The organism is Vibrio sp. 1F263, assembly GCF_041439035.1.
In the GTDB taxonomy this organism is placed as follows: domain Bacteria; phylum Pseudomonadota; class Gammaproteobacteria; order Enterobacterales; family Vibrionaceae; genus Vibrio; species Vibrio tasmaniensis_A.
The window spans coordinates 1-19,673 of sequence record NZ_JBGONI010000011.1 but is presented as its reverse complement, the minus strand read 5'-3'; the positions used below and the strand labels follow the sequence as shown (position 1 = coordinate 19,673).

Genomic DNA, 19,673 nt, shown 5'->3' with positions numbered 1-19,673 from the left:
TTGGTTCTTAAGCTTTAACTTGATGAATCATAAGCTTATGAGCTCTAGGTTCATGAGTAACAGATTCATTGATTGATTGTGTAATAAGGAAGCGGTGTTATCGCTTCCTATTTTCACCCACGTCCGACACCTAGATTGGGCGCTAGATAATAATAGAACAAGTATGTCACAGGCTGATGGCTGCTGACTCTATGTCCAGCCTCTCCCTTTCTAATCCAAATTACTAGCTTGCTAGAACCTCTGACAAGGAGTCACCATGACGCCCGATCTACTCTTTAAATCACTATGGAATGATTACATTCACAGGCTTTGTCCATCGGCTGAGAAAGTACATCACTTGCTGAAAGAAGACGAAGCCCTGATTAATGATCATATTGCACTGCGTACTTTTAATGTTGCACCGCTGGGGATTGAAACACTGGCCAAGCCTTTCCTTGAGTTAGGTTACAAGGCATGTGGCGATTACTTGTTTGAGAGCAAGAAGCTAGTGGCTAAGCATTACGAGCATCCAGATCCAAAACAACCAAAAGTGTTCATTAGTGAGTTGAAGGTCGAAGAGTGTTCAAGCGACTTACAACAGATCGTTGCTAAGTTGGTTGGGCAAGTAGACGCAAGCAAGCTTCAGGGTCATGAATTCTTGTTTGGTGGTCGTCTTTGGGGTTTGAGCTTCGCAGATTTCCAAGTGCTAGCAAAAGAGAGTGAATACGCTTCTTGGCTCGCAGCTCATGGTTACGGTGCAAACCACTTTACGGTGAGTGTGAACCAGTTAAATAAGTTCGATGAAGTGCAGGCCGTGAATGACTATCTGAATGAGTCGGGATTCACTATCAATGCGTCAGGTGGTGAGGTGAAAGGCTCTCCAGAGGTCTTATTAGAGCAATCATCAACTATGGCAGACAAAGTCCCAGTTTCATTTGTTGAAGGCAATGAGATGATTCCTGGAGGCTTTTATGAGTTTGCTAAGCGTTATGTGATGGCCAATGGTGAGCTTTATACCGGATTTGTCGCGGCTTCAGCTGACAAGATCTTTGAAAGCACCAACGGTTAAAGAAAGATACGAGTACGGGCTTTGCCCTAGAGGTGCGGGTACGCTTCGCTTCGAGATACTTTAGAATAGTGAAGTCCGATTTCTAACTTTGCTTCCCGCATCTGTTCTTTAGACCTTTAGAAAACAAAAAAGCCACCAAATTCGCATTTGGTGGCTTTCAAATTTTTGGCTCAGTTAATCGAGATTAACGAGTGCCGTATACCACGATGGTCTTACCGTGTGCAGAAATTAGGTTCTGCTCTTCTAGCATCTTCAAGATACGACCTACGGTCTCACGAGAACAACCAACAATCTGGCCAATCTCTTGACGAGTGATCTTGATTTGCATGCCGTCAGGGTGAGTCATTGCATCTGGCTGTTTTGCTAGGTTTAGTAGCGTTTGAGCGATACGACCTGTTACGTCAAGGAACGCTAAGTCACCAACCTTTTGGCTAGTTACTTGTAGACGGTTTGCCATTTGCGCTGAAAGACGCATTAGAATATCTGGGTTCACTTGGATAAGTTGACGGAATTTCTTGAAAGAAATCTCAGCTACTTCACAAGGAGATTTTGCACGAACCCATGCAGTACGCTCTTGGTCTTCTTCGAACAAGCCAAGCTCACCGATGAAGTCGCCTTGGTTTAGGTAAGAAAGAATCATTTCCTTACCTTCTTCGTCTTTGATAAGAACTGCCACAGAACCTTTAACGATGTAGTACAAGGTTTCTGCCTTTTCACCAGCATGAATCAAAGTACTTTTTGAAGGGTACTTATGAATATGACAGTGTGAAAGGAACCACTCTAATGTTGGATCGGTTTGGGGTTTACCTAGAACCATAATATCTTACTTCCTCTGCAGGGTATGCTTGCCGCTTTCCATATTTTAGCTAAGCCTGAATTGACCTAGCTAGGATAAGAGCACTCGTTGAGTGCTGCAAGCTATCTTGTGTTTCGTTTAAGAATAGTATCCTTTTTCAGGTACTATTTCTTGATTTTAATCGTGACCAAGCTACGATTTTTTACGCAAAATTGTGCACATGATCACGGTATGAAAAGTAATCAACCAGAATGTTGTTTTGTTAGCCTATTTTCCCGGTTTCTATAAGTTGTTGCAGGATCGGCCTTACAATGAGCTCCATAGCAAAACTCATCTTGCCTCCTGGCACCACAAGCGTGTTATGACGTGACATAAATGAGCCATCAATCATAGCCAACAGGTAAGGGAAATCGACGTTTTTGATGCCGCGCAAACGTATAACCACGAAGCTTTCGTCTAAACTTGGGATCCCTTTTGCATTCAGTGGATTTGATGTATCTACGGTAGGGACACGCTGAAAGTTGATATGAGTACGCGAAAACTGCGGGGTAATGTAGTTAAGGTAATCATCCATTGAGCGAACAATAGAATCCATCACCGCTTCGCGAGAGTGACCACGATCGCGTGTGTCACGAACGAATTTCTGGATCCACTCCAAGTTTACGATAGGTACCATGCCGATAAGCAGATCGACGTGTTGAGAAACATTGATGTCACCATCGACTACGCCACCGTGAAGACCTTCGTAGAACATCACATCCGAGTTTTCAGGGATCTCTTGCCATGGCGTAAAGGTGCCGGGCATTTGATTGTAAGGCACGGCTTCATCGAAGGTATGCAGATAGCTACGGACTTTTCCCGTGCCTTCATTGCCGTATTGACGGAAGAAATCTTCTAATGCACCAAAATCGTTAGCTTGTGGACCAAAGTAGCTGATGTGCTTACCTTGCTCGCGCGCCTTACGGATCTCGACATCCATCTCTGGTCGAGTGAAGCGATGGAAACTATCCCCTTCAACCCAAGCTGCCTTCACGTCCATCATATTGAACATTTTTCGGAAGGCTTCTGAGGTAGTGGTGGTGCCGGCTCCAGATGAACCCGTCACCGCAATAATTGGATGTTTAGCGGACATGACAACCCTTGTCTTTTGAGTAACTTACTTGTTAGCAATCGTTTACCACTATAACACGGCTCCTTTATGAGCGCAGCTTAGAAGCGTTTTGTGACTTGAATATCAACTGTTTCATGCAGTTCAGAAAACACGATACTCACTTCTCCTGAGGCTAATTGATGTTTCACTTGGTCAATTTTGTTTTGCAGTGAAACTTCTACGTCACCATAGTCCGTACCTTCACGCAGTACGAATTCTTTGATGAGGTTTTCCAGTGTCTCTGGCGCAATGTCTTGCCACGGGATGATCATAAATACTTCTCTCTTTTATGTTCATGGGTAGGTTTATTGTTGTAGAAATGAGTGAGCTTAGTAATATTTTAACTGTTATTTACTAAGGCTCGTCATTATGCCGAATCTTGTAGACTTTCATAGTAGGCGGGTAATGCTTCTTCTAACCAAAATCTTGGCTTGAGTGTGCTGCCGGTAATGAACCCCACATGACCGCCTTTTTGAAACAGTCGATAATCGATGTTATCAGGCAGAACGAACTTTGGAATCACATCATCGGTCATGAAAGGATCGTCCTTGGCATGAATGATCTGAGTTGGTAGTTTGATCTTCTTGAGTTTAGGTAGTGCGGAGCATTGTGCATAATAATCTTGGGCATTTTTGAACCCATGCAGAGGCGCCGTGATTTGTTCATCAAACTCATACAGTTTGGTGATCTTCTTAATGGTTTCCGCTGTGACACCAAGCTTTTCCTGTAGCAGGCTAACTTTTTTCAAGGCGTTTGATTTTAGAGAGTTGAGTAGATACTTCTTATAGAGTTTGGAGAAGCCCTGCTCAATGCGACTAGAACAACAAGCCAAGTCAAATGGAGCAGATACTATGGTCGCCGCCGACAGCAATGGGTCGTCGGCATACTCAGCCAAATAATTCGCCAGCATGTTACCACCCAAAGAGATACCAACTGCAACTTTGGGGTTGTTGGGGAACTGCGCGTGCAGATGCCTTAGGAAAAAGCGCGCATCTTCGACTTCACCTGAATGGTATGCACGAGCCAAGCGATTTGGTTTTCCGCTGCAACCTCTAAAGTGCATCATCACTGATAGCCAACCATCTTTAGCAAATGCATTCATCAGCCCGTTGGCGTAAGGGCTCTCAAAGCTCCCTTCTAATCCGTGGAATAGAACGAATATTGGCTTGTTACTTTTATCATCATTGCTTGGCGTGTCACCGTCTGGCGATTCACTCCATGCAAGGTCTAGGAAATCGCCGTCGGGAGTTTCTAAGGTCTGCCATTGAGGAGCAAACAACGCCTGCTTTCTAATAAATCTTGGCACTAAGGTTTGTAAATGTGGATTCGATAGGCCAGCGGCAGCGGTAAATATTGTCATAAAAACAGTCCATGCTTCTTTTATGGGCTTTGATAAAGTGTTGAGCTTTTAGCGAAACGCCCACGTTTTTATTTGAGCTTGGTTGATTCTTAGCATAAGCGCAAGGGTTTCACTGATATGATCGACCAAAACAGGTGATGGGTAACTGGTTGAATAATATCAAGGTTGGGCGTATTAAAGACTCCCCCAAATGTGTTTTAGTCAGCATGCGATCATGGTAGCGAGAGAGCGCAGTTAAGCTTGGAGCTTGATTGAATAAAAGGAAAAGGAAATGCGTTAGGGCTGTGGTGCTGGTTCAGAAAAAGCGTCGTAGAGATTTTCCGCCCCTAATAAACGACAGTACTGTAAAGCGAGCGGTGATTGTTGGTTCGCAGTAAGTTGAAGAGACTTAATGCAGTCGACGAGATCGGATTGCTGTTGTTTCTCAAGCTGTAGCTCAAATTGTAAGGCTTCACGGTAGAGTGAATCAACAACGTGTGCTTTGAGGTGTTTACGCAGCTCTCGATAACTATGAAGCAAGGTTTCAGAGCGACTTAAGCATTGTTGCACCTTGTGCCACTCCTCCTCAGCGAAAGAGAGTTGCTGCTCATCAAGCCATTTGAGAAGCAGCAGTAGATTGACGTTGCCATGGAATTGGTTTTGCAAAGCTAAGCACGCATCCTTAACACCGCGCACACTGTAATACTGAAGGCTAAATTGCCATAGTCGTTCCAGTGTTAGTGATATTGGTGCGTGCTCTGGGCTCATAAGCTATCCATATCCAGTTCCATCTGCTCAAGCTCTTCTTGAGTGGACATCCAATCCATTTCAACTTCTTCTAGCTGTGACTTACTGCTCGCTTGTAGAGCGAGTACTTTATTCAGTTTAGCCTTATTTTCAGCTTCATACAGTGAAGTATCGGATAATTCTTGCTCGGCTTCTTCAAGAGCCAACGTTAATTTATCCATCTGCTTTTCAAATTGAGTCAGCTTTTTACGAATTGGTGCCGTCAGTTTACGGAACTCTGCTTCTTTACGTTTCTGATCTTTTTTTGCTGCTGCACTGTTGGCGCCATCTTTTGCTGGTGCCAATGCTTGTGCTTCTTTGCGCTCAACTTTCTGTTGTTCGGTTAGCCACTTGTAGTAATCGCTAAGGTCACCATCAAACGGTGCAACTTGACGGTCGTGTACAAGGTATAAATCATCAGTAGTGGCACGAAGTAGGTAGCGGTCGTGCGATACGATAACCATCGCGCCTTCAAACGTCTGCAACGCAAACGTTAGTGCCTGACGCATATCGAGATCCAAGTGGTTGGTTGGTTCATCGAGTAGTAATAGGTTCGGTTTTTGCCATACCAGCAGAGCCAATACTAAACGCGCTTTTTCACCACCGGAGAACGGTGCCACTTTATCGAGTGCTTTTTCACCTTGGAAGCCAAAGCTACCTAGGTAGTCACGCAGTTGTTGCTCGGTGTGTTTTGGCGCAATCTGCATCATGTGCTGAAGTGGTGTCTCTTCCGGGTGCAGCGTCTCTAATTGGTGCTGTGCAAAGTAACCCATTTTAACGCCTTGCGAATAGCTCAGCTCACCACCTTGCTGTTTCAGTTCGCCAGAAAGCAGTTTAATCAGCGTCGATTTACCTGCACCATTTCGACCAAGCAAACCAATACGGCTGCCCGGTACTAGGTTTAGGCGAATCTTCTCTAGAATCAGGTTGTCGTCGTAACCCGCCGATACCTCGTCCATCATCATGATTGGGTTTGGTAGTGCGTCTGGTTCTCTAAATTCAAAGCTGAAAGGGTTATCAAACTGAGCGGGCAGTACTTGTTCCATTTTTTCTAGCGCTTTAATACGGCTTTGCGCTTGGCGAGCTTTTGAAGCTTTGTAACGGAAACGGTCAATGTAGCTCTGCATGTGCGACATTTGTTTCTGCTGCTTTTGGTACATAGCTTGTTGCAGAATTAGCTTTTGCGCTCGTTGGGTTTCGAACGACGAGTAGTTACCGGTGTATTCATTGAGCAGTTGATTTTCAACATGCACGATGCGGTTGACGATAGGATCCAAGAAGTCCCTATCGTGTGAGATAAGAACGAGTGTGCCTGGGTAGTTTTGTAACCAGCGTTCTAGCCACATTACAGCGTCTAAATCCAAGTGGTTGGTTGGCTCATCGAGTAACAGTAGGTCACTGCGACACAGTAGGGCTTGCGCTAGGTTTAAACGCATACGCCAACCCCCTGAAAATTGAGTCAGGTTCCATGTCATTTGTTCTTGGCGAAAGCCCAGGCCGTCTAACAGCTCAGCCGCGCGTGCTTTGATGCTATAACCACCAATGGTTTCAATCTTGCCATGGATCTCTGCGACTAATGTGCCGTTGTCGGCTTGTTCGGCTTTCTCAAGTTGATCTTCAAGGCCACGGTATTCACGGTCGCCATCAATCACGTATTCAATTGCTGTTCTTTCTAATGCAGGTGTTTCTTGAGCAACCCAAGCCATTTCCCAATGGGCTGGTTTACTGAATGAGCCAGCATCAATAGACAGTTCGTCCTTAATTAGGGCGAACAGCGTAGATTTACCACAGCCATTCTTACCAACCAAACCGATCTTGTCGCCAGGGTGAAAAGTCGCAGATGCTTGGTCGAGGAGTGGCTTACCGCCGCGTAGCAATTGAATATCAGAGAAAGTAATCATAATTGAAATAGCATAGAAATTAGAGGTGAACAGACGCCTGCATAGTAGGCTGAAACCAGATAAAAGTCGATCACAATGCAATTTGCGTTATGATGCCAATAACATATTAGTAACTTTTGCTTAAATTCTTGTGGCCTTGCCACCGTTTAGCCTTCAAAGGAATGTTTCAAAGGAATGAGTAATACTCCCTCGACAGACAACCCCGTGCCAAAGGTGCTGGTCATCTATGCGCACCCAGAGCCGCAAACCTCTATCGCTAACCAGATCATGGTTAAAAAGATAGAGTCGCTTGGGAATGTCAAAGTCCACGATCTCTACGCCATCTATCCTGACTTCTTTATTGATGTGCCTTCTGAGCATGCATTGCTGCTTGAATTTGATGTGATCGTGTTCCAACACCCTTTGTTTATGTATTCCTGCCCATCACTGCTTAAAGAGTGGTTTGACCGAGTATTAGGCAAGGGTTTTGCGTTTGGTGAGCAAAGTGCGCTTAAAGGTAAACACTGGCGCAGTGTGATTACTACCGGTGGTAAAGAAGAGGCGTTTGGTGCCGCAGGCTATAATAAATATCCATTACAAGAGATTTTGCAACCATTCGAGCTAACGGCTGCTTTGTGTCAGATGCACTGGATATCCCCTTTGGTTTTACACTGGGCACGAAATGTCACCGATATGACGCGTTACCAACACGCAGAAGCGTATCGAAATTGGTTGCGAGACCCGCTACAAGATATAGGAGCGAATGATGGCTCTGACTAACGATTTTCTACAAAGTAGCGTTATATTTTTAGCAGCTGCTGTAGTTGCGGTTCCTATCGCACAGCGCGCTGGATTAGGGTCGGTACTCGGTTACTTATTAGCGGGTGTGGCGATTGGCCCATGGGGGCTTGGTTTAATCAGTGATGTAGAGGCGATTCTACACTTCTCCGAATTCGGGGTGGTACTGCTGCTCTTCTTGATTGGTCTCGAACTTAATCCGAAAAAACTGTGGCAGATGCGAGCCCCCATTCTAGGACTCGGTGGCGCGCAAGTGCTGATCACCACTCTGATTATTACCGCTATCGCGTGTATGTTTGGTTTAACTTGGCAAACTAGCTTAGTCATCGGCATGGGTTTAGCTTTGTCTTCGACCGCTATTGCGTTGCGTGTTATTGAAGAGCGAGAGCTTGGTGGCAAAGAAGCAGGGCAGTCAGGCTTTGCGGTATTACTTTTCCAAGATATTGCCGTAATCCCTATGTTGGCGATGCTGCCTTTGCTTGCTGGCAATACGGGCGGCAGTTGGGCTGACATGTTGTGGATGCTAGGCGGTGTGATTGGCTTGCTTGTCGGTGGTCACTTCTTGTTGAGACCACTGTTCCGATATGTAGTCATGAGCGGTGTGCGTGAGTTGTTCACGGTAGCAGCGCTGTTATTGGTGATTGGTATTGCCGTCATCATGCAGCAGATTGGTTTGTCGATGGCATTAGGTACTTTCTTGGCGGGCGTACTTCTGGCTGAAAGTGAATATCGACACGAGTTAGAAATTGCGATTGACCCATTCAAAGGGTTACTGCTTGGTCTGTTCTTTATCTCTGTGGGTATGGCAGTAAACCTAGGTTTATTGGCAGAAAGCCCATTCGCAATACTTATCGCAGTGTCGTCTCTGGTCATATTGAAAGGTTTGGTGCTGTATGCGCTGGCTCGTATCTTCGGCACTCAAGCTAAAGCGCGCAGCCGAATGGCGATGATTCTCAGCCAAGGTGGTGAGTTTGCCTTCGTAATTTTTACCGCTGCGAGTGCACAAGGCATCTTAAGTGGCGAACAGGTGTCGTTCTTACTGGTGGTAGTGAGCCTGTCTATGGTGACCACGCCGCTGATGCTTAAGCTGCAAGACCGATTCTTTGCTCGTCAGCTGAACCAAATCAGCGAAAGTGCGATGTCTTCGGATGTGGTTGATCGTAGCCCTCGAGTGATCATTGCAGGCTTTGGTCGTTTCGGTCAGATCATTGGTCGTCTGATGTATGCTAACAAGATTCGTATCACCGTCCTTGAAAGTGATGCCAGCCAAATACATATCCTTAGGAAGTTCGGCTACAAGGTGTTTTACGGTGACTCGACTCATCTTGAATTATTACGCGCAGCCGGAGCTGATAAAGCGGAAGCGATCGTGTTGTGTACCGACTCTCCAGACGAAATCATGAAAACTGTCGACTTGTGTAAGCAGCATTTCCCACAGTTAAAGATTTTAGCGCGTGCTCGAAGCCGTGTTGAAGCGTATCAATTACTTAACCACGGTGTGAGCAACTACTCGCGTGAAACCTTCCTTGGTGCTCTGGATTTAGGTCGTCAAACATTGACTGAACTTGGCATGCATCCATATAAAGCGAAGCGAGCAGAAGCACACTTTAGGAAACTGGATAATGGTATGCTGAAAGAGTTGCTGCCTCAGCATAACGAAGATGCCGAGTTAGCCCAAAGAGCGAAAGAGGCTCGCAAAGAGCTTGAAGAGATTTTTGGACACGAGATGGAAAACGATCACCAATCTCGAAACTATTGGCAGTAGCTTGAAGTGATAACTAATGCTTGAGCTTAGAAATGAAGCTTGGGCATAGACATATAGCTTGAGCTCTAGAAATAAAAGTCTAGATAACTGATCTAATAATAAACGTGGTCTCTGCTTTGTCTTTAATAGAGCTAGAGCGGAAGAACTGCGAATCCAGAGTAGTAAAGGATATCAACGTGAAACAGAAAAAACGCTTTATCGCAGGGGCGAGCTGCCCAAGCTGCAAGACTCAAGACACACTCCGCTGGTGGATTGAAAATAATATCGAGCTGGTGGAATGTGTCGATTGTGACTTCACAGAACAGCGTAAACCGAAAACTGTAGAGAAATCTGAACACGCGAATCAAGAAATGATCGGTATTTTTAAGCCTGAGTGATTGAGTTTCGTCAATTGATCCCCATAATATCCGGGTACAGAATTTTTCCTAAGCTCAACTGTTCGAGCTTAGTCCAAACCTCCTTGGAGCTCTCATGAAAATTGAAAAGAACGTAGTAGTTAGTGTTGCATATCAAGTGAAACTTGAAGATGGCGTAGTAGTTGATCAATCAACTGCAGAAGCTCCACTAGATTACCTTCACGGTCACAACAACCTAATTACAGGTCTTGAAAAAGAGCTTGAAGGCAAAGTCGCTGGCGACAAGTTCTCAGCAACTGTTACTCCAGAAGACGCTTACGGCGAGCACAACGATGACCTAGTTCAACGTGTTCCTGCAGACGTATTCCAAGGTGTTGAGCAAATCGAAGTTGGCATGCGTTTCCTAGCGGATACTGACCAAGGTCCAATCCCAGTTGAAGTTACTGAAGTAGATGGCGACGAAGTTGTTGTTGACGGTAACCACATGCTAGCTGGCCAAACTCTAACGTTTGACGTTGAAGTTGTAGCGGTTCGTGAAGCGACTGAAGAAGAAGTTCAACACGGTCACGTACACCAAGAAGGCGGCTGTGGCGGTCACGACCACGATCATGATCACGAAGGTGGTTGCTGTGGTGGCGAAGGCCATGACCATGCTGAAGAGAAAAAAGACGGCTGCTGCGGCGGCGGTAGCTGTGGTTCTCACTAATACCGAATTAACGGTTTAGTTTAAGAATATTGAAAGCCTCCCTTGTGGAGGTTTTTTTCGTTTAGGGTGCTAGCTTTTTGAGCTGGCTTTCCGTCTACCAAACTAATTGTCTGCAAATCTTAGTGTCCGCAAATCTAAGCGTTCGTAAATAGTTTGGTTTTCGCTATCAGACATCAAACCATGGATGTGGTATTGATAGCACAACATTATAAGTCGACGTCAGTGGAGAGTTTGTATGTCACAGCCTTTTTCAATTGCCATTCATGGTGGTGCAGGCACCATCTTACGAGAGCAAATGAGTGATGAATTAAAAACGGGTATTACCGAGGCTTTGGAAAAATCGGTTTTGGCTGGCTATCAAGTATTACAGTCGGGTGGCGATGCGCTAGATGCAGTGGTTGCTTCAGTTAAGGTGATGGAAGACAGTCCCCACTTTAATGCAGGTAAAGGTTCAGTTCTAACTCATGATGAATTTGTTGAGATGGATGCTTCTGTGATGCACGGTCGTGAAATGGATGCGGGGGCTATTGCCGGTGTCCGCCATATCAAAAATCCAATTGAGCTTGCGCGTGATGTGATGCTTAAAAGCGACCATGTGCTACTGATTGGTGAAGGCGCCGAGAAGTTTGCGTTTGAGTATGACCATACTTTCACCGAGCAAGATTACTTCTTTACTGAGCGTCGTTATGACCAACTTCAGTCGATGAAAGAGAAAGGTATTTTTGCTTTGTCTGAAGCGAAATATGATGAAGAGCAAGCTGATAAATATCCAGATGATAAAAAGTACGGCACGGTTGGCGCGGTCGCATTAGACCAAGCCGGAAACTTAGCAGCCGCAACCAGCACTGGTGGCGTAACCAATAAAAAATACGGTCGTGTGGGAGATTCTCCAATCATCGGTGCAGGCACTGTTGCTGAAAATGGCAATGTGGCCGTTTCAACAACAGGTATGGGGGAGTTCTTCCTTAGAAAGATGGTTGCCAGTGATGTGGCGGCACGAATGCGTTATCTCAAGGAAGATGTGCATACGGCTTGTGAAACGATAATTCAAGGTGAATTGAAAACCATGGGTGGTGAAGGAGGCTTGATTGCTATCGATGGACAAGGTGATATTCATTTCGGTATGAACAGTTCAGGAATGTACCGTGCGAGTGTTGATACTAATGGCTGCGTGGAAGTAAAAATTTATGCCGATGACTAAGTTTGTATTGGCTTAACTGACTTTAGTTGAATTAGCGCAGATTAAACAAACAAAAGGGCGACAGATAAGTATCTGTCGCCCTTTTGGTTTTCTATGTCCCGTCCTGAAATGTGTTTACACATTGAGGACGAAAAACTAACGATATGCGTCACTAGAACTAATTCGTTATCTTTAAAGCGCACTTAATAGTGTGGAGGGGGCGTCTCTTCTGATGCGTCAGCGAGGTTTGAGCCATCCATATTTTTTACTTTGCCAACCACGAACTTCATCTGGTCTTGCATTCTCGTGATCAACATCTGTTGTTGGCTAAGCGCTTCATTAAGTTCTTCAATGGTTTGCTCTTGGAAAGCCAACTGACATTCTAGGTCATTCACGCGGCTTTCTAATTGTTCAACTCGCTTTTCTGTCATCGTTCTTAATCCACATTCCAAGCTTGGGCAATGCCCGCAGAGGTGCCCGATATCACACGGTTCTTATCATCAAAGGCTGCATCATACACTACCGCACGAGGAGGGCGAGCATCTTTTAATGGCTCGGCGTCGTGGCGAGAAATGCGTTTGCCATCTTGAGTATTCCACACGCTCACTTGGCTAGATGGCGTACCTGTTACCAACATACTGCCGTCATCAGAAAAGCGAGCACTGGAGAAAATTAGCTGTCGAGACCAGCTCTGCAATTGAGCTTGAGGTTCACCTGTCTCAAGATCCCAGATCATCGCTTGATTCCCTCCATCGGAGGTAAAAGCTAGCTCTCCATCTCGTTGTAAGGCAACTCGTACGACTCTTTGTTCGTGCTCGAATGTACGCAATACCAAGCCTGATTCGGTATCCCAAAGGTAAGCTTTATAGTCGTTACCGCCTGATAATGCGTAGCGCCCATTCGAAGATAGGGAGACGGAATTAACTTTTTCTCGGTGAGCGAGGAACTCCAGACGGCGTCCGGTGACTAAGTCCACATAGATAGCTTTGCCATTAGATAGGCCCAGCAGTACTTTTTCACCGTTGCTAGAGATATCAACATCGCGAATTAAGCCATCGGAAATCGACCATAGCCCTTCAGCTTGTGTCCAAGATAAGTCCCAAACGGCGAAATTCATCTGACTGGCGGTAATGGCAAAGCGACCATTGTCAGAGATGCGAATACGCGATACTTGATTTTCGGATTGATCTTGTGGACCAAGCTGAGCCAGTTCTTTGTTCTGGGCAAGATCCCAAAGGAGCAGCTGTTTTTGCTGCGAGTAGAGCAGCGCGAAGCGTCCATCTCTACTTAGGGCAAAGCTGGTGGCGCCGTTGGGTTCAATTTCCCAGCGTTGGTCATCATCTTGGAAGAAAAAGCAGCCATTTAACAAGGTGATGACAATCGTACATAGCAATGAGTGGAAAAATATTCGCATCACATCCAATAATCCGGTTTGTGTCGAAAGACATATGACTAGTATATTGTTATAACTAACGTATTCACACCAATCTAATCATTAGATTTGTGCACAATAACCAATGGCTTGGCCATTAATTGGAGAATTCAATGAAATCAGTTTTAAAAGTATCACTGCTTGCCGCAACGGTTATGCTAGCAGTTGGTTGTCAGAAAGAAGAACCAAAGGCAGAAGCTCCACAGGTAGAAGAAGTTAAAGTTGCAGCAGTAAACTTTAAAACAGAAGATGACAAAGCGGCATACGCAATCGGTGTATCTTTCGCTAACTACTTAAGCACAAGCATTGATAAGCCAAGCGAGCTAGGTATTAACCTAGACAAAGCGATGGTTCTTCAAGGTATCGAAGACGTATTCGCAGAGAAGACGGCACTTAACGAAGAAGAGACTCGTGCAGCTCTTGAAGCTCTAGACAAGCGTGTTGCTGAAACGATGCAAGCACAAGCGGCAGAAAAGTCTGCAGAAGTGAAGAAAGCGGGTGATGACTTCCGCGCTGAGTTCGCTAAAACTGAAGGCGTTAAGCAAACTGAATCTGGTCTACTTTACCAAGTAATGACGGCTGGTGAAGGCGCTTCTCCAAAAGACACTGATACGGTTCAAGTACACTACAAAGGTACGCTAACAGACGGTACTCAGTTCGACAGCTCTTACGATCGTGGCGAACCAGCAACATTCCCACTAAACCGCGTAATCCCAGGTTGGACTGAAGGTGTACAACTGATGCAAGTGGGTTCTAAGTACAAGTTCGTTATCCCGCCAGAGCTAGCATACGGTGAGCAAGATACACCGACTATTCCAGCTAACTCAACGCTAGTATTCGAAGTAGAACTACTAAACATCGATAACGCTGAAGCAGCTCCTGCACAATAATATCGATTAAAAGCCTCGTACTAAAATACGTTGATTGAATAAAAAGCCTAACTTTAAGTTAGGCTTTTTTTATGACTTGAATATGAGTATTTGATTTTTAAACTTGTTCTAAATCACTAGTTGCAATGTTAGCTAGGTGTGCAATTAAAATTTTCTGATAAACTTACATAAATTTGTTGATTTTTCACACGAAGGTAAGGAATAAGTGACTACTACAGAAACAGTCAATGCGGACATGTTACTCGAAATGGAATCAGTCCATGTCATGCCATTCAGTGAACACGATAAAATTATCCTAAGATCTTATGAGGCCGTAGTTGATGGTATTGCGAGTCTGATCGGTCCGTTTTGTGAAATCGTTTTACACTCTTTAGAAGACCTCAATACTTCAGCGATTAAAATTGCCAATGGTGAAAATACAGGCCGTCAGGTTGGTTCGCCAATCACAGATCTTGCATTGAAGATGTTGAAAGATATTGAAGGTTCTAAGCGTAACTTCTCTCGTTCATATTTTACTCGCGCTAAAGGCGGGGTACTAATGAAGTCGATCACGGTTGCTATCCGCAATGGTGAAGACCGAGTGATTGGCTTACTGTGTATTAACGTGAACTTAGATGCGCCATTCTCACAAGTGCTGCAATCTTTCATGCCTACGCAAGACGCGGACGAAGCTGCGTCATCTGTTAACTTTGCTAGTGATGTTGAAGAACTTGTCGATCAAACGGTTGAACGCACGATTGAAGAAATCAATGCAGACAAATCTGTATCGAACAACACCAAAAATCGCCAAATCGTGATGGAGCTATACGACAAAGGTATTTTCGACATCAAAGACGCGATTAACCGCGTTGCTGAGCGATTGAATATCTCTAAGCACACAGTGTACTTGTACATCCGTCAACGTAAAACAGAGGATGAAGAGGGTTGTTAAGCTATACACTCTTAGTTAATGGACCCGTTTACGGGTCACAATCCGCAAGAAGTGCTTATCAGTTTGCTGTGGCTCTATTGAAACAGGGCCACAAACTTCACAGTGTGTTCTTCTATCAAGACGGCGTCAGTAATGGCTCTGGCATTACTGTGCCGGCTAATGATGAATTTGACTTAGCTGCCGCTTGGCAAAAACTGGCGGACGAGCACAATGTTAGCCTAGAGACATGTGTTGCTGCTGCGCTAAGGCGTGGAGTTATCAGCACTGAAGAAGCGGCGCAACATCAATTAATTGCCTCTAACTTGGCGACAGGGTTTACCCAAGCAGGCTTAGGGAGTTTATCTGAAGCACTTCTGACGCAAGATAGGGTTGTCCAGTTTTGAGCACATTAGCATTTATATTTAACAGCTTTCCTCATACAACGGCTGCAGGTAGGGAAGGGCTAGACGCATTGTTAGCGGCTTCAGCTTACAGTGAAGACATCAGCGTATTCTTTGTCGGTGATGGCGTTACACAGCTTCTCAAAGCGCAACAGCCTGATGAATCCTTATCACGTGACTATATTTCTGCATTCAAGCTTATGGACCTCTACGACATCGAGCAGGTTTACGTGTGTCAACATAGCCTCAATCAGTTTGGTCTCTCGACTGATAACTTACTGATCGATGTGACTGCGCTAGAAATGAATGAGTTGACGCAGAAGTTAGCTCAGAGCCAAAAAATACTGACTTTCTAGGGAACGTTATGCTTCATATTGTAAAATCAGTAGACAAACTCAAGCTTGCATTGATGTACTCGCAACAAAAGGACCATATCCTTTTGGTTGAAGATGCGGTGTATGTTTGCCTTCCAAATCATGAGTTATTCAATCAAATCTCCACCGTTAAACATGTGTCGGTATTAAAAACAGATCTTTATAGTCGAGGTTTACAACAACTTGCTTCAAGCACCCTGGATCAAGTGGACTTCGATGGATTCGTAAAACTGACTGTTTTGAACGACAAATCAGTCACTTGGTAGCTGCATTTTATCAGTGTGGTTAAAAAAAGACCATCCTGAGCTCTAGACGGCTAAAAAAGATCTGTATATTTCTTGACACACATCCCACTGCTGAATAGAATTTTGCGTCCCTATTTACACTATGTGTAATAGGGCTAGATTTTTCATCAAGCTTACTTTCAAGTAAATCAGGAGCTAGTTAATGGCAACTATTAACCAGTTGGTACGTACTCCTCGTGTAAAGCAGGTTGTTAAAAGCAACGTGCCTGCACTAGAAGCGTGCCCACAAAAACGTGGTGTATGTACTCGCGTATATACTACTACTCCAAAAAAACCGAACTCAGCACTACGTAAAGTATGTCGTGTTCGTCTAACTAACGGCTTTGAAGTTACTTCATACATCGGCGGCGAAGGTCATAACCTTCAAGAACACAGTGTTGTTCTTATCCGTGGTGGTCGTGTTAAAGATTTACCAGGTGTGCGTTACCACACTGTTCGCGGTGCACTTGACTGTGCAGGCGTTAACGACCGTAAGAAAGGTCGTTCTAAGTATGGTGTGAAACGTCCTAAGTCTTAATGCGTCTTTTTTTTAAAAGAAAGCGTTAAGTAAGGCCAAACACTATTTATTTATTATTCTGAAAAGTTTTGGAAAAAACCTGAAGAAGACAACGGAGAAATTCCATGCCACGTCGTCGCGTAATAGGCCAGCGTAAGATCCTTCCAGATCCTAAGTTCAAATCTGAGCTGCTGGCAAAATTCGTTAACATCCTTATGGTTGACGGAAAAAAATCTACTGCAGAGAAGATTGTTTACACTGCACTAGAAGTTATGGCTGAGAAATCTGGTAAAGATCACTTAGCTGTATTTGAAGAAGCTCTTGAAAATGTTCGTCCAGCGGTAGAAGTTAAATCTCGCCGTGTGGGTGGTTCAACTTACCAAGTACCTGTAGAAGTTCGTCCGGTTCGCCGTAACGCTCTTGCTATGCGTTGGGTAGTTGAAGCTGCGCGTAAGCGTGGTGAAAAATCTATGGCTCAACGCCTAGCTGCTGAAATGCTAGACGCGTCTGAGAACAAAGGTACTTCGGTTAAGAAACGTGAAGACGTTCACCGTATGGCTGACGCAAACAAAGCGTTCGCACATTACCGCTGGTAATACCTTTTTAGTGCTGCAAGTTTCCTTGCAGCACTTCTTTAGTTCCTATGCTTATGCTAGGAACTATTGCTATTTCTAGGGCAAGCACTTTTTAGCGAAGTATCGCTTCTAGCGCATAATCTAGACATAGCAATAGTCCCTAAGTCTCTAATAAGAGGATTCAACCGTGGCTCGTAAAACTCCTATTGAGCAATACCGTAATATCGGTATCGTTGCTCACGTAGATGCAGGTAAAACAACCACAAGTGAACGTATTCTGTTCTATACCGGTCTTTCTCACAAAATCGGCGAAGTTCACGATGGTGCAGCAACCATGGATTGGATGGAGCAAGAGCAAGAGCGCGGTATTACGATCACTTCAGCAGCAACTACTACGTTTTGGCGTGGTATGGAAGCTCAGTACTCTGACCACCGTATTAATATCATCGACACTCCGGGGCACGTTGACTTCACAATCGAAGTAGAACGTTCTCTGCGTGTACTTGATGGTGCAGTTGTTGTGTTCTGTGGCTCATCTGGTGTTGAACCTCAGTCAGAGACTGTATGGCGTCAAGCTGATAAATACCAAGTTCCACGTATGGTTTTCGTTAATAAAATGGACCGTACAGGCGCAGACTTCTTGCGTGTAGTTGAACAGATCAAGGATCGCCTAGGCGCAACTCCTGTTCCAATTCAACTGAACATTGGTGCTGAAGAAAACTTCCAAGGCGTTGTCGATCTTATCAAGATGAAGGCGATTAACTGGAACGAAGCTGACCAAGGCATGACTTTCACGTACGAAGATATTCCTGCAGACATGCAAGAAATGGCTGAAGAATATCGTACAGAACTTGTTGAAGCTGCTGCAGAAGCAAATGAAGAGCTGATGGATAAGTACCTTGAAGAAGGTGAACTAACAGAAGCTGAAATCAAACAAGGTCTTCGTACTCGTACCCTTAATAATGAAATCGTACTTGCTACATGTGGTAGTGCATTCAAAAATAAAGGTGTACAAGCTGTTCTAGATGCAGTTGTTGACTTCCTTCCTTCTCCTGTCGATGTACCTGCAATTAAAGGTATCGATGAAGACGAGAACGAAGCAGAGCGTCATGCAGACGACAAAGAACCGTTCTCAGCGCTAGCATTTAAAATTGCAACAGACCCATTTGTTGGTACTTTAACTTTCATCCGTGTTTACTCTGGTGTTGTTGAAAGCGGTAAAACAGCTTACAACTCTGTGAAGAAACAACGTGAACGTTTAGGGCGCATTGTTCAAATGCACTCAAACAAGCGTGAAGAAGTAAAAGAAGTACGAGCAGGTGACATCGCAGCCATTATCGGCCTTAAAGATGTTACTACTGGTGAAACTCTATGTGATCAGAACCATAAAATTGTTCTTGAACGTATGGAATTCCCAGATCCAGTTATTCAGATCGTTGTAGAGCCTCGCTCTCAAGCTGATCAAGATAAAATGACTATCGCGTTAGGTAAGCTAGCGGCAGAAGATCCATCGTTCCGTGTTGAAACGGATGACGAGACTGGCCAGACACTAATCTCTGGTATGGGTGAACTGCACTTAGATATCATCGTTGACCGCATGAAGCGTGAATTCAGTGTGAACTGCAACGTTGGTAATCCGCAAGTTGCTTATCGTGAAACCATTCGTGGTACAGCGAAAGCTGAAGGTAAATTTATCCGCGAACATGGTGGTAAAGGACAGTACGGTCACGTGTGGCTGAAACTGGAACCATCAGAAGCCGGTGAAGGCTTTGTCTTCGTAGATGAAATTGCCAATGGTATCGTGCCAAAAGAGTTCATTACCTCTGTCGCTAAAGGCGTTGAAGAGCAAATGAACAATGGTGTATTAGCGGGCTATCCAGTTTTGGATATCAAAGCTACACTATATGATGGTTCTTACCATGAAGTAGATTCAAGTGAGATGGCGTTTACAATCGCTGCCTCTATGGCTTTCAGAACAGGTGCACTAGAAGCGCAACCAGTTTTGCTTGAGCCTATGATGAAAGTTGAAGTAACTACTCCAGAAGACTGGATGGGTGACGTTGTTGGCGATATTAACCGTCGTCGCGGCATCATCGAAGGTATGGACGAGGGGACAGCTGGCCTGAAGATAATTCGTGCACAAGTTCCGTTGTCTGTCATGTTCGGTTACGCAACTGATTTACGTTCTGCGACACAAGGTCGTGCTTCTTACTCTATGGAGTTTAGTGAGTACGCTGAAGTGCCAAAAAATGTTGCTAATGCAATCATTGCAGAGCGTGGTTAAACAAAAGGGACGCAATTTTTTCATTTTTTGAAAGAACAATGCGTCCAAATATTGCGCTAACGAGAGTTGGCGCATAAAATAGCAATTTCTGGCGCGTCTCGCTCAATAATGAACGTGGCGAATCATAACTAGGAAGGAACACGATTGTGTCTAAAGAAAAATTTGAACGTACGAAACCGCACGTAAACGTTGGTACTATCGG

At 44.7% G+C, this 19,673-nt stretch carries 22 protein-coding genes; 14 read left to right on the top strand and 8 right to left on the bottom strand.

Going from position 1 to position 19,673, the window contains the following annotated elements:
• Nucleotides 1-256: 256 nt before the first annotated feature.
• Complete coding sequence (locus ACED25_RS09775; RefSeq protein ID WP_371695173.1) at nucleotides 257-1,048, top strand: DUF1338 domain-containing protein; 792 nt, start codon at nucleotides 257-259, stop codon at nucleotides 1,046-1,048.
• Nucleotides 1,049-1,232: 184 nt separating this feature from the next.
• Here the strand turns inward: ACED25_RS09775 and crp are convergent, their stop codons facing one another.
• From crp to ACED25_RS09745, 6 genes are all read right to left on the bottom strand, one after another.
• Complete coding sequence (gene crp / locus ACED25_RS09770) at nucleotides 1,233-1,865, bottom strand: cAMP-activated global transcriptional regulator CRP (RefSeq protein WP_004729651.1); 633 nt, start codon at nucleotides 1,863-1,865, stop codon at nucleotides 1,233-1,235.
• Between the two features lie 241 nt (nucleotides 1,866-2,106).
• Nucleotides 2,107-2,976, bottom strand: a complete 870-nt coding sequence (locus tag ACED25_RS09765) for a phosphoribulokinase (RefSeq protein ID WP_012604929.1) — start codon at nucleotides 2,974-2,976, stop codon at nucleotides 2,107-2,109.
• A 77-nt stretch (nucleotides 2,977-3,053) separates the two neighbouring features.
• Complete coding sequence (locus tag ACED25_RS09760; protein ID WP_010435208.1) at nucleotides 3,054-3,266, bottom strand: YheU family protein; 213 nt, start codon at nucleotides 3,264-3,266, stop codon at nucleotides 3,054-3,056.
• A gap of 95 nt (nucleotides 3,267-3,361) precedes the next feature.
• Nucleotides 3,362-4,354, bottom strand: coding sequence for a hydrolase (locus ACED25_RS09755; RefSeq protein ID WP_135384636.1), 993 nt, complete (start codon nucleotides 4,352-4,354; stop codon nucleotides 3,362-3,364).
• A gap of 276 nt (nucleotides 4,355-4,630) precedes the next feature.
• The gene (locus ACED25_RS09750) at nucleotides 4,631-5,101 is read right to left on the bottom strand and encodes a TIGR02444 family protein (RefSeq protein WP_009848923.1); all 471 of its coding nucleotides are present in this window, start codon (nucleotides 5,099-5,101) and stop codon (nucleotides 4,631-4,633) included.
• The gene (locus ACED25_RS09745) at nucleotides 5,098-7,020 is read right to left on the bottom strand and encodes an ABC transporter ATP-binding protein (protein ID WP_017096560.1); all 1,923 of its coding nucleotides are present in this window, start codon (nucleotides 7,018-7,020) and stop codon (nucleotides 5,098-5,100) included. The genes ACED25_RS09750 and ACED25_RS09745 overlap by 4 nt, the downstream gene beginning before the upstream one ends.
• 174 nt (nucleotides 7,021-7,194) lie before the next feature.
• Between ACED25_RS09745 and kefG the strand changes: the two genes are divergently transcribed.
• The 5 genes from kefG to ACED25_RS09720 all read left to right on the top strand — a co-directional run bounded on the left by kefG (nucleotide 7,195) and on the right by ACED25_RS09720 (nucleotide 11,825).
• A complete protein-coding gene (gene kefG, locus ACED25_RS09740; protein ID WP_017096561.1) occupies nucleotides 7,195-7,779 on the top strand; it encodes a glutathione-regulated potassium-efflux system ancillary protein KefG in 585 nt (194 codons plus the stop codon).
• On the top strand, nucleotides 7,766-9,562 hold the full coding sequence (kefB, locus tag ACED25_RS09735; RefSeq protein WP_029223757.1) for a glutathione-regulated potassium-efflux system protein KefB: 1,797 nt from the start codon (nucleotides 7,766-7,768) through the stop codon (nucleotides 9,560-9,562). The genes kefG and kefB overlap by 14 nt, the downstream gene beginning before the upstream one ends.
• A gap of 176 nt (nucleotides 9,563-9,738) precedes the next feature.
• A complete protein-coding gene (locus ACED25_RS09730; protein ID WP_009848927.1) occupies nucleotides 9,739-9,939 on the top strand; it encodes a YheV family putative zinc ribbon protein in 201 nt (66 codons plus the stop codon).
• A 94-nt stretch (nucleotides 9,940-10,033) separates the two neighbouring features.
• Complete coding sequence (gene slyD / locus ACED25_RS09725; RefSeq protein WP_009848928.1) at nucleotides 10,034-10,624, top strand: peptidylprolyl isomerase; 591 nt, start codon at nucleotides 10,034-10,036, stop codon at nucleotides 10,622-10,624.
• Between the two features lie 235 nt (nucleotides 10,625-10,859).
• Complete coding sequence (locus tag ACED25_RS09720; RefSeq protein WP_017096565.1) at nucleotides 10,860-11,825, top strand: isoaspartyl peptidase/L-asparaginase family protein; 966 nt, start codon at nucleotides 10,860-10,862, stop codon at nucleotides 11,823-11,825.
• A gap of 182 nt (nucleotides 11,826-12,007) precedes the next feature.
• Here the strand turns inward: ACED25_RS09720 and ACED25_RS09715 are convergent, their stop codons facing one another.
• Both ACED25_RS09715 and ACED25_RS09710 read right to left on the bottom strand, forming a co-directional pair.
• Nucleotides 12,008-12,235 (bottom strand): SlyX family protein, encoded by a 228-nt coding sequence (locus tag ACED25_RS09715; RefSeq protein WP_009848930.1) that lies wholly within the window; start codon nucleotides 12,233-12,235, stop codon nucleotides 12,008-12,010.
• A gap of 5 nt (nucleotides 12,236-12,240) precedes the next feature.
• A complete protein-coding gene (locus tag ACED25_RS09710; protein WP_009848931.1) occupies nucleotides 12,241-13,218 on the bottom strand; it encodes a WD40 repeat domain-containing protein in 978 nt (325 codons plus the stop codon).
• A 131-nt stretch (nucleotides 13,219-13,349) separates the two neighbouring features.
• On the opposite strand from ACED25_RS09710, the gene fkpA reads away from it, so the two are divergent.
• The 8 genes from fkpA (at nucleotide 13,350) to fusA (ending at nucleotide 19,471) form a co-directional block, all read left to right on the top strand.
• A complete protein-coding gene (fkpA, locus tag ACED25_RS09705; protein ID WP_009848932.1) occupies nucleotides 13,350-14,126 on the top strand; it encodes an FKBP-type peptidyl-prolyl cis-trans isomerase in 777 nt (258 codons plus the stop codon).
• A gap of 205 nt (nucleotides 14,127-14,331) precedes the next feature.
• Entirely contained in the window at nucleotides 14,332-15,057 is a 726-nt protein-coding gene (locus tag ACED25_RS09700; RefSeq protein ID WP_012604921.1) for a transcriptional regulator, read from the top strand.
• Nucleotides 15,051-15,440 carry a sulfurtransferase complex subunit TusD gene (gene tusD, locus ACED25_RS09695; protein WP_009848934.1) on the top strand — a complete coding sequence of 130 codons (390 nt, stop codon included), beginning with the start codon at nucleotides 15,051-15,053 and terminating at the stop codon, nucleotides 15,438-15,440. Before ACED25_RS09700 ends, tusD begins: the two co-directional genes overlap by 7 nt.
• Nucleotides 15,437-15,793, top strand: coding sequence for a sulfurtransferase complex subunit TusC (tusC, locus tag ACED25_RS09690; RefSeq protein ID WP_017096568.1), 357 nt, complete (start codon nucleotides 15,437-15,439; stop codon nucleotides 15,791-15,793). The genes tusD and tusC overlap by 4 nt, the downstream gene beginning before the upstream one ends.
• An 8-nt stretch (nucleotides 15,794-15,801) precedes the next feature.
• On the top strand, nucleotides 15,802-16,077 hold the full coding sequence (gene tusB / locus ACED25_RS09685) for a sulfurtransferase complex subunit TusB (protein WP_009848936.1): 276 nt from the start codon (nucleotides 15,802-15,804) through the stop codon (nucleotides 16,075-16,077).
• Nucleotides 16,078-16,258: 181 nt separating this feature from the next.
• Complete coding sequence (rpsL, locus tag ACED25_RS09680) at nucleotides 16,259-16,633, top strand: 30S ribosomal protein S12 (protein WP_012604917.1); 375 nt, start codon at nucleotides 16,259-16,261, stop codon at nucleotides 16,631-16,633.
• Between the two features lie 104 nt (nucleotides 16,634-16,737).
• On the top strand, nucleotides 16,738-17,208 hold the full coding sequence (gene rpsG / locus ACED25_RS09675) for a 30S ribosomal protein S7 (RefSeq protein ID WP_012604916.1): 471 nt from the start codon (nucleotides 16,738-16,740) through the stop codon (nucleotides 17,206-17,208).
• Nucleotides 17,209-17,374: 166 nt separating this feature from the next.
• Nucleotides 17,375-19,471, top strand: a complete 2,097-nt coding sequence (fusA, locus tag ACED25_RS09670; protein WP_012604915.1) for an elongation factor G — start codon at nucleotides 17,375-17,377, stop codon at nucleotides 19,469-19,471.
• The last annotated feature ends 202 nt before the right edge of the window (nucleotides 19,472-19,673 follow it).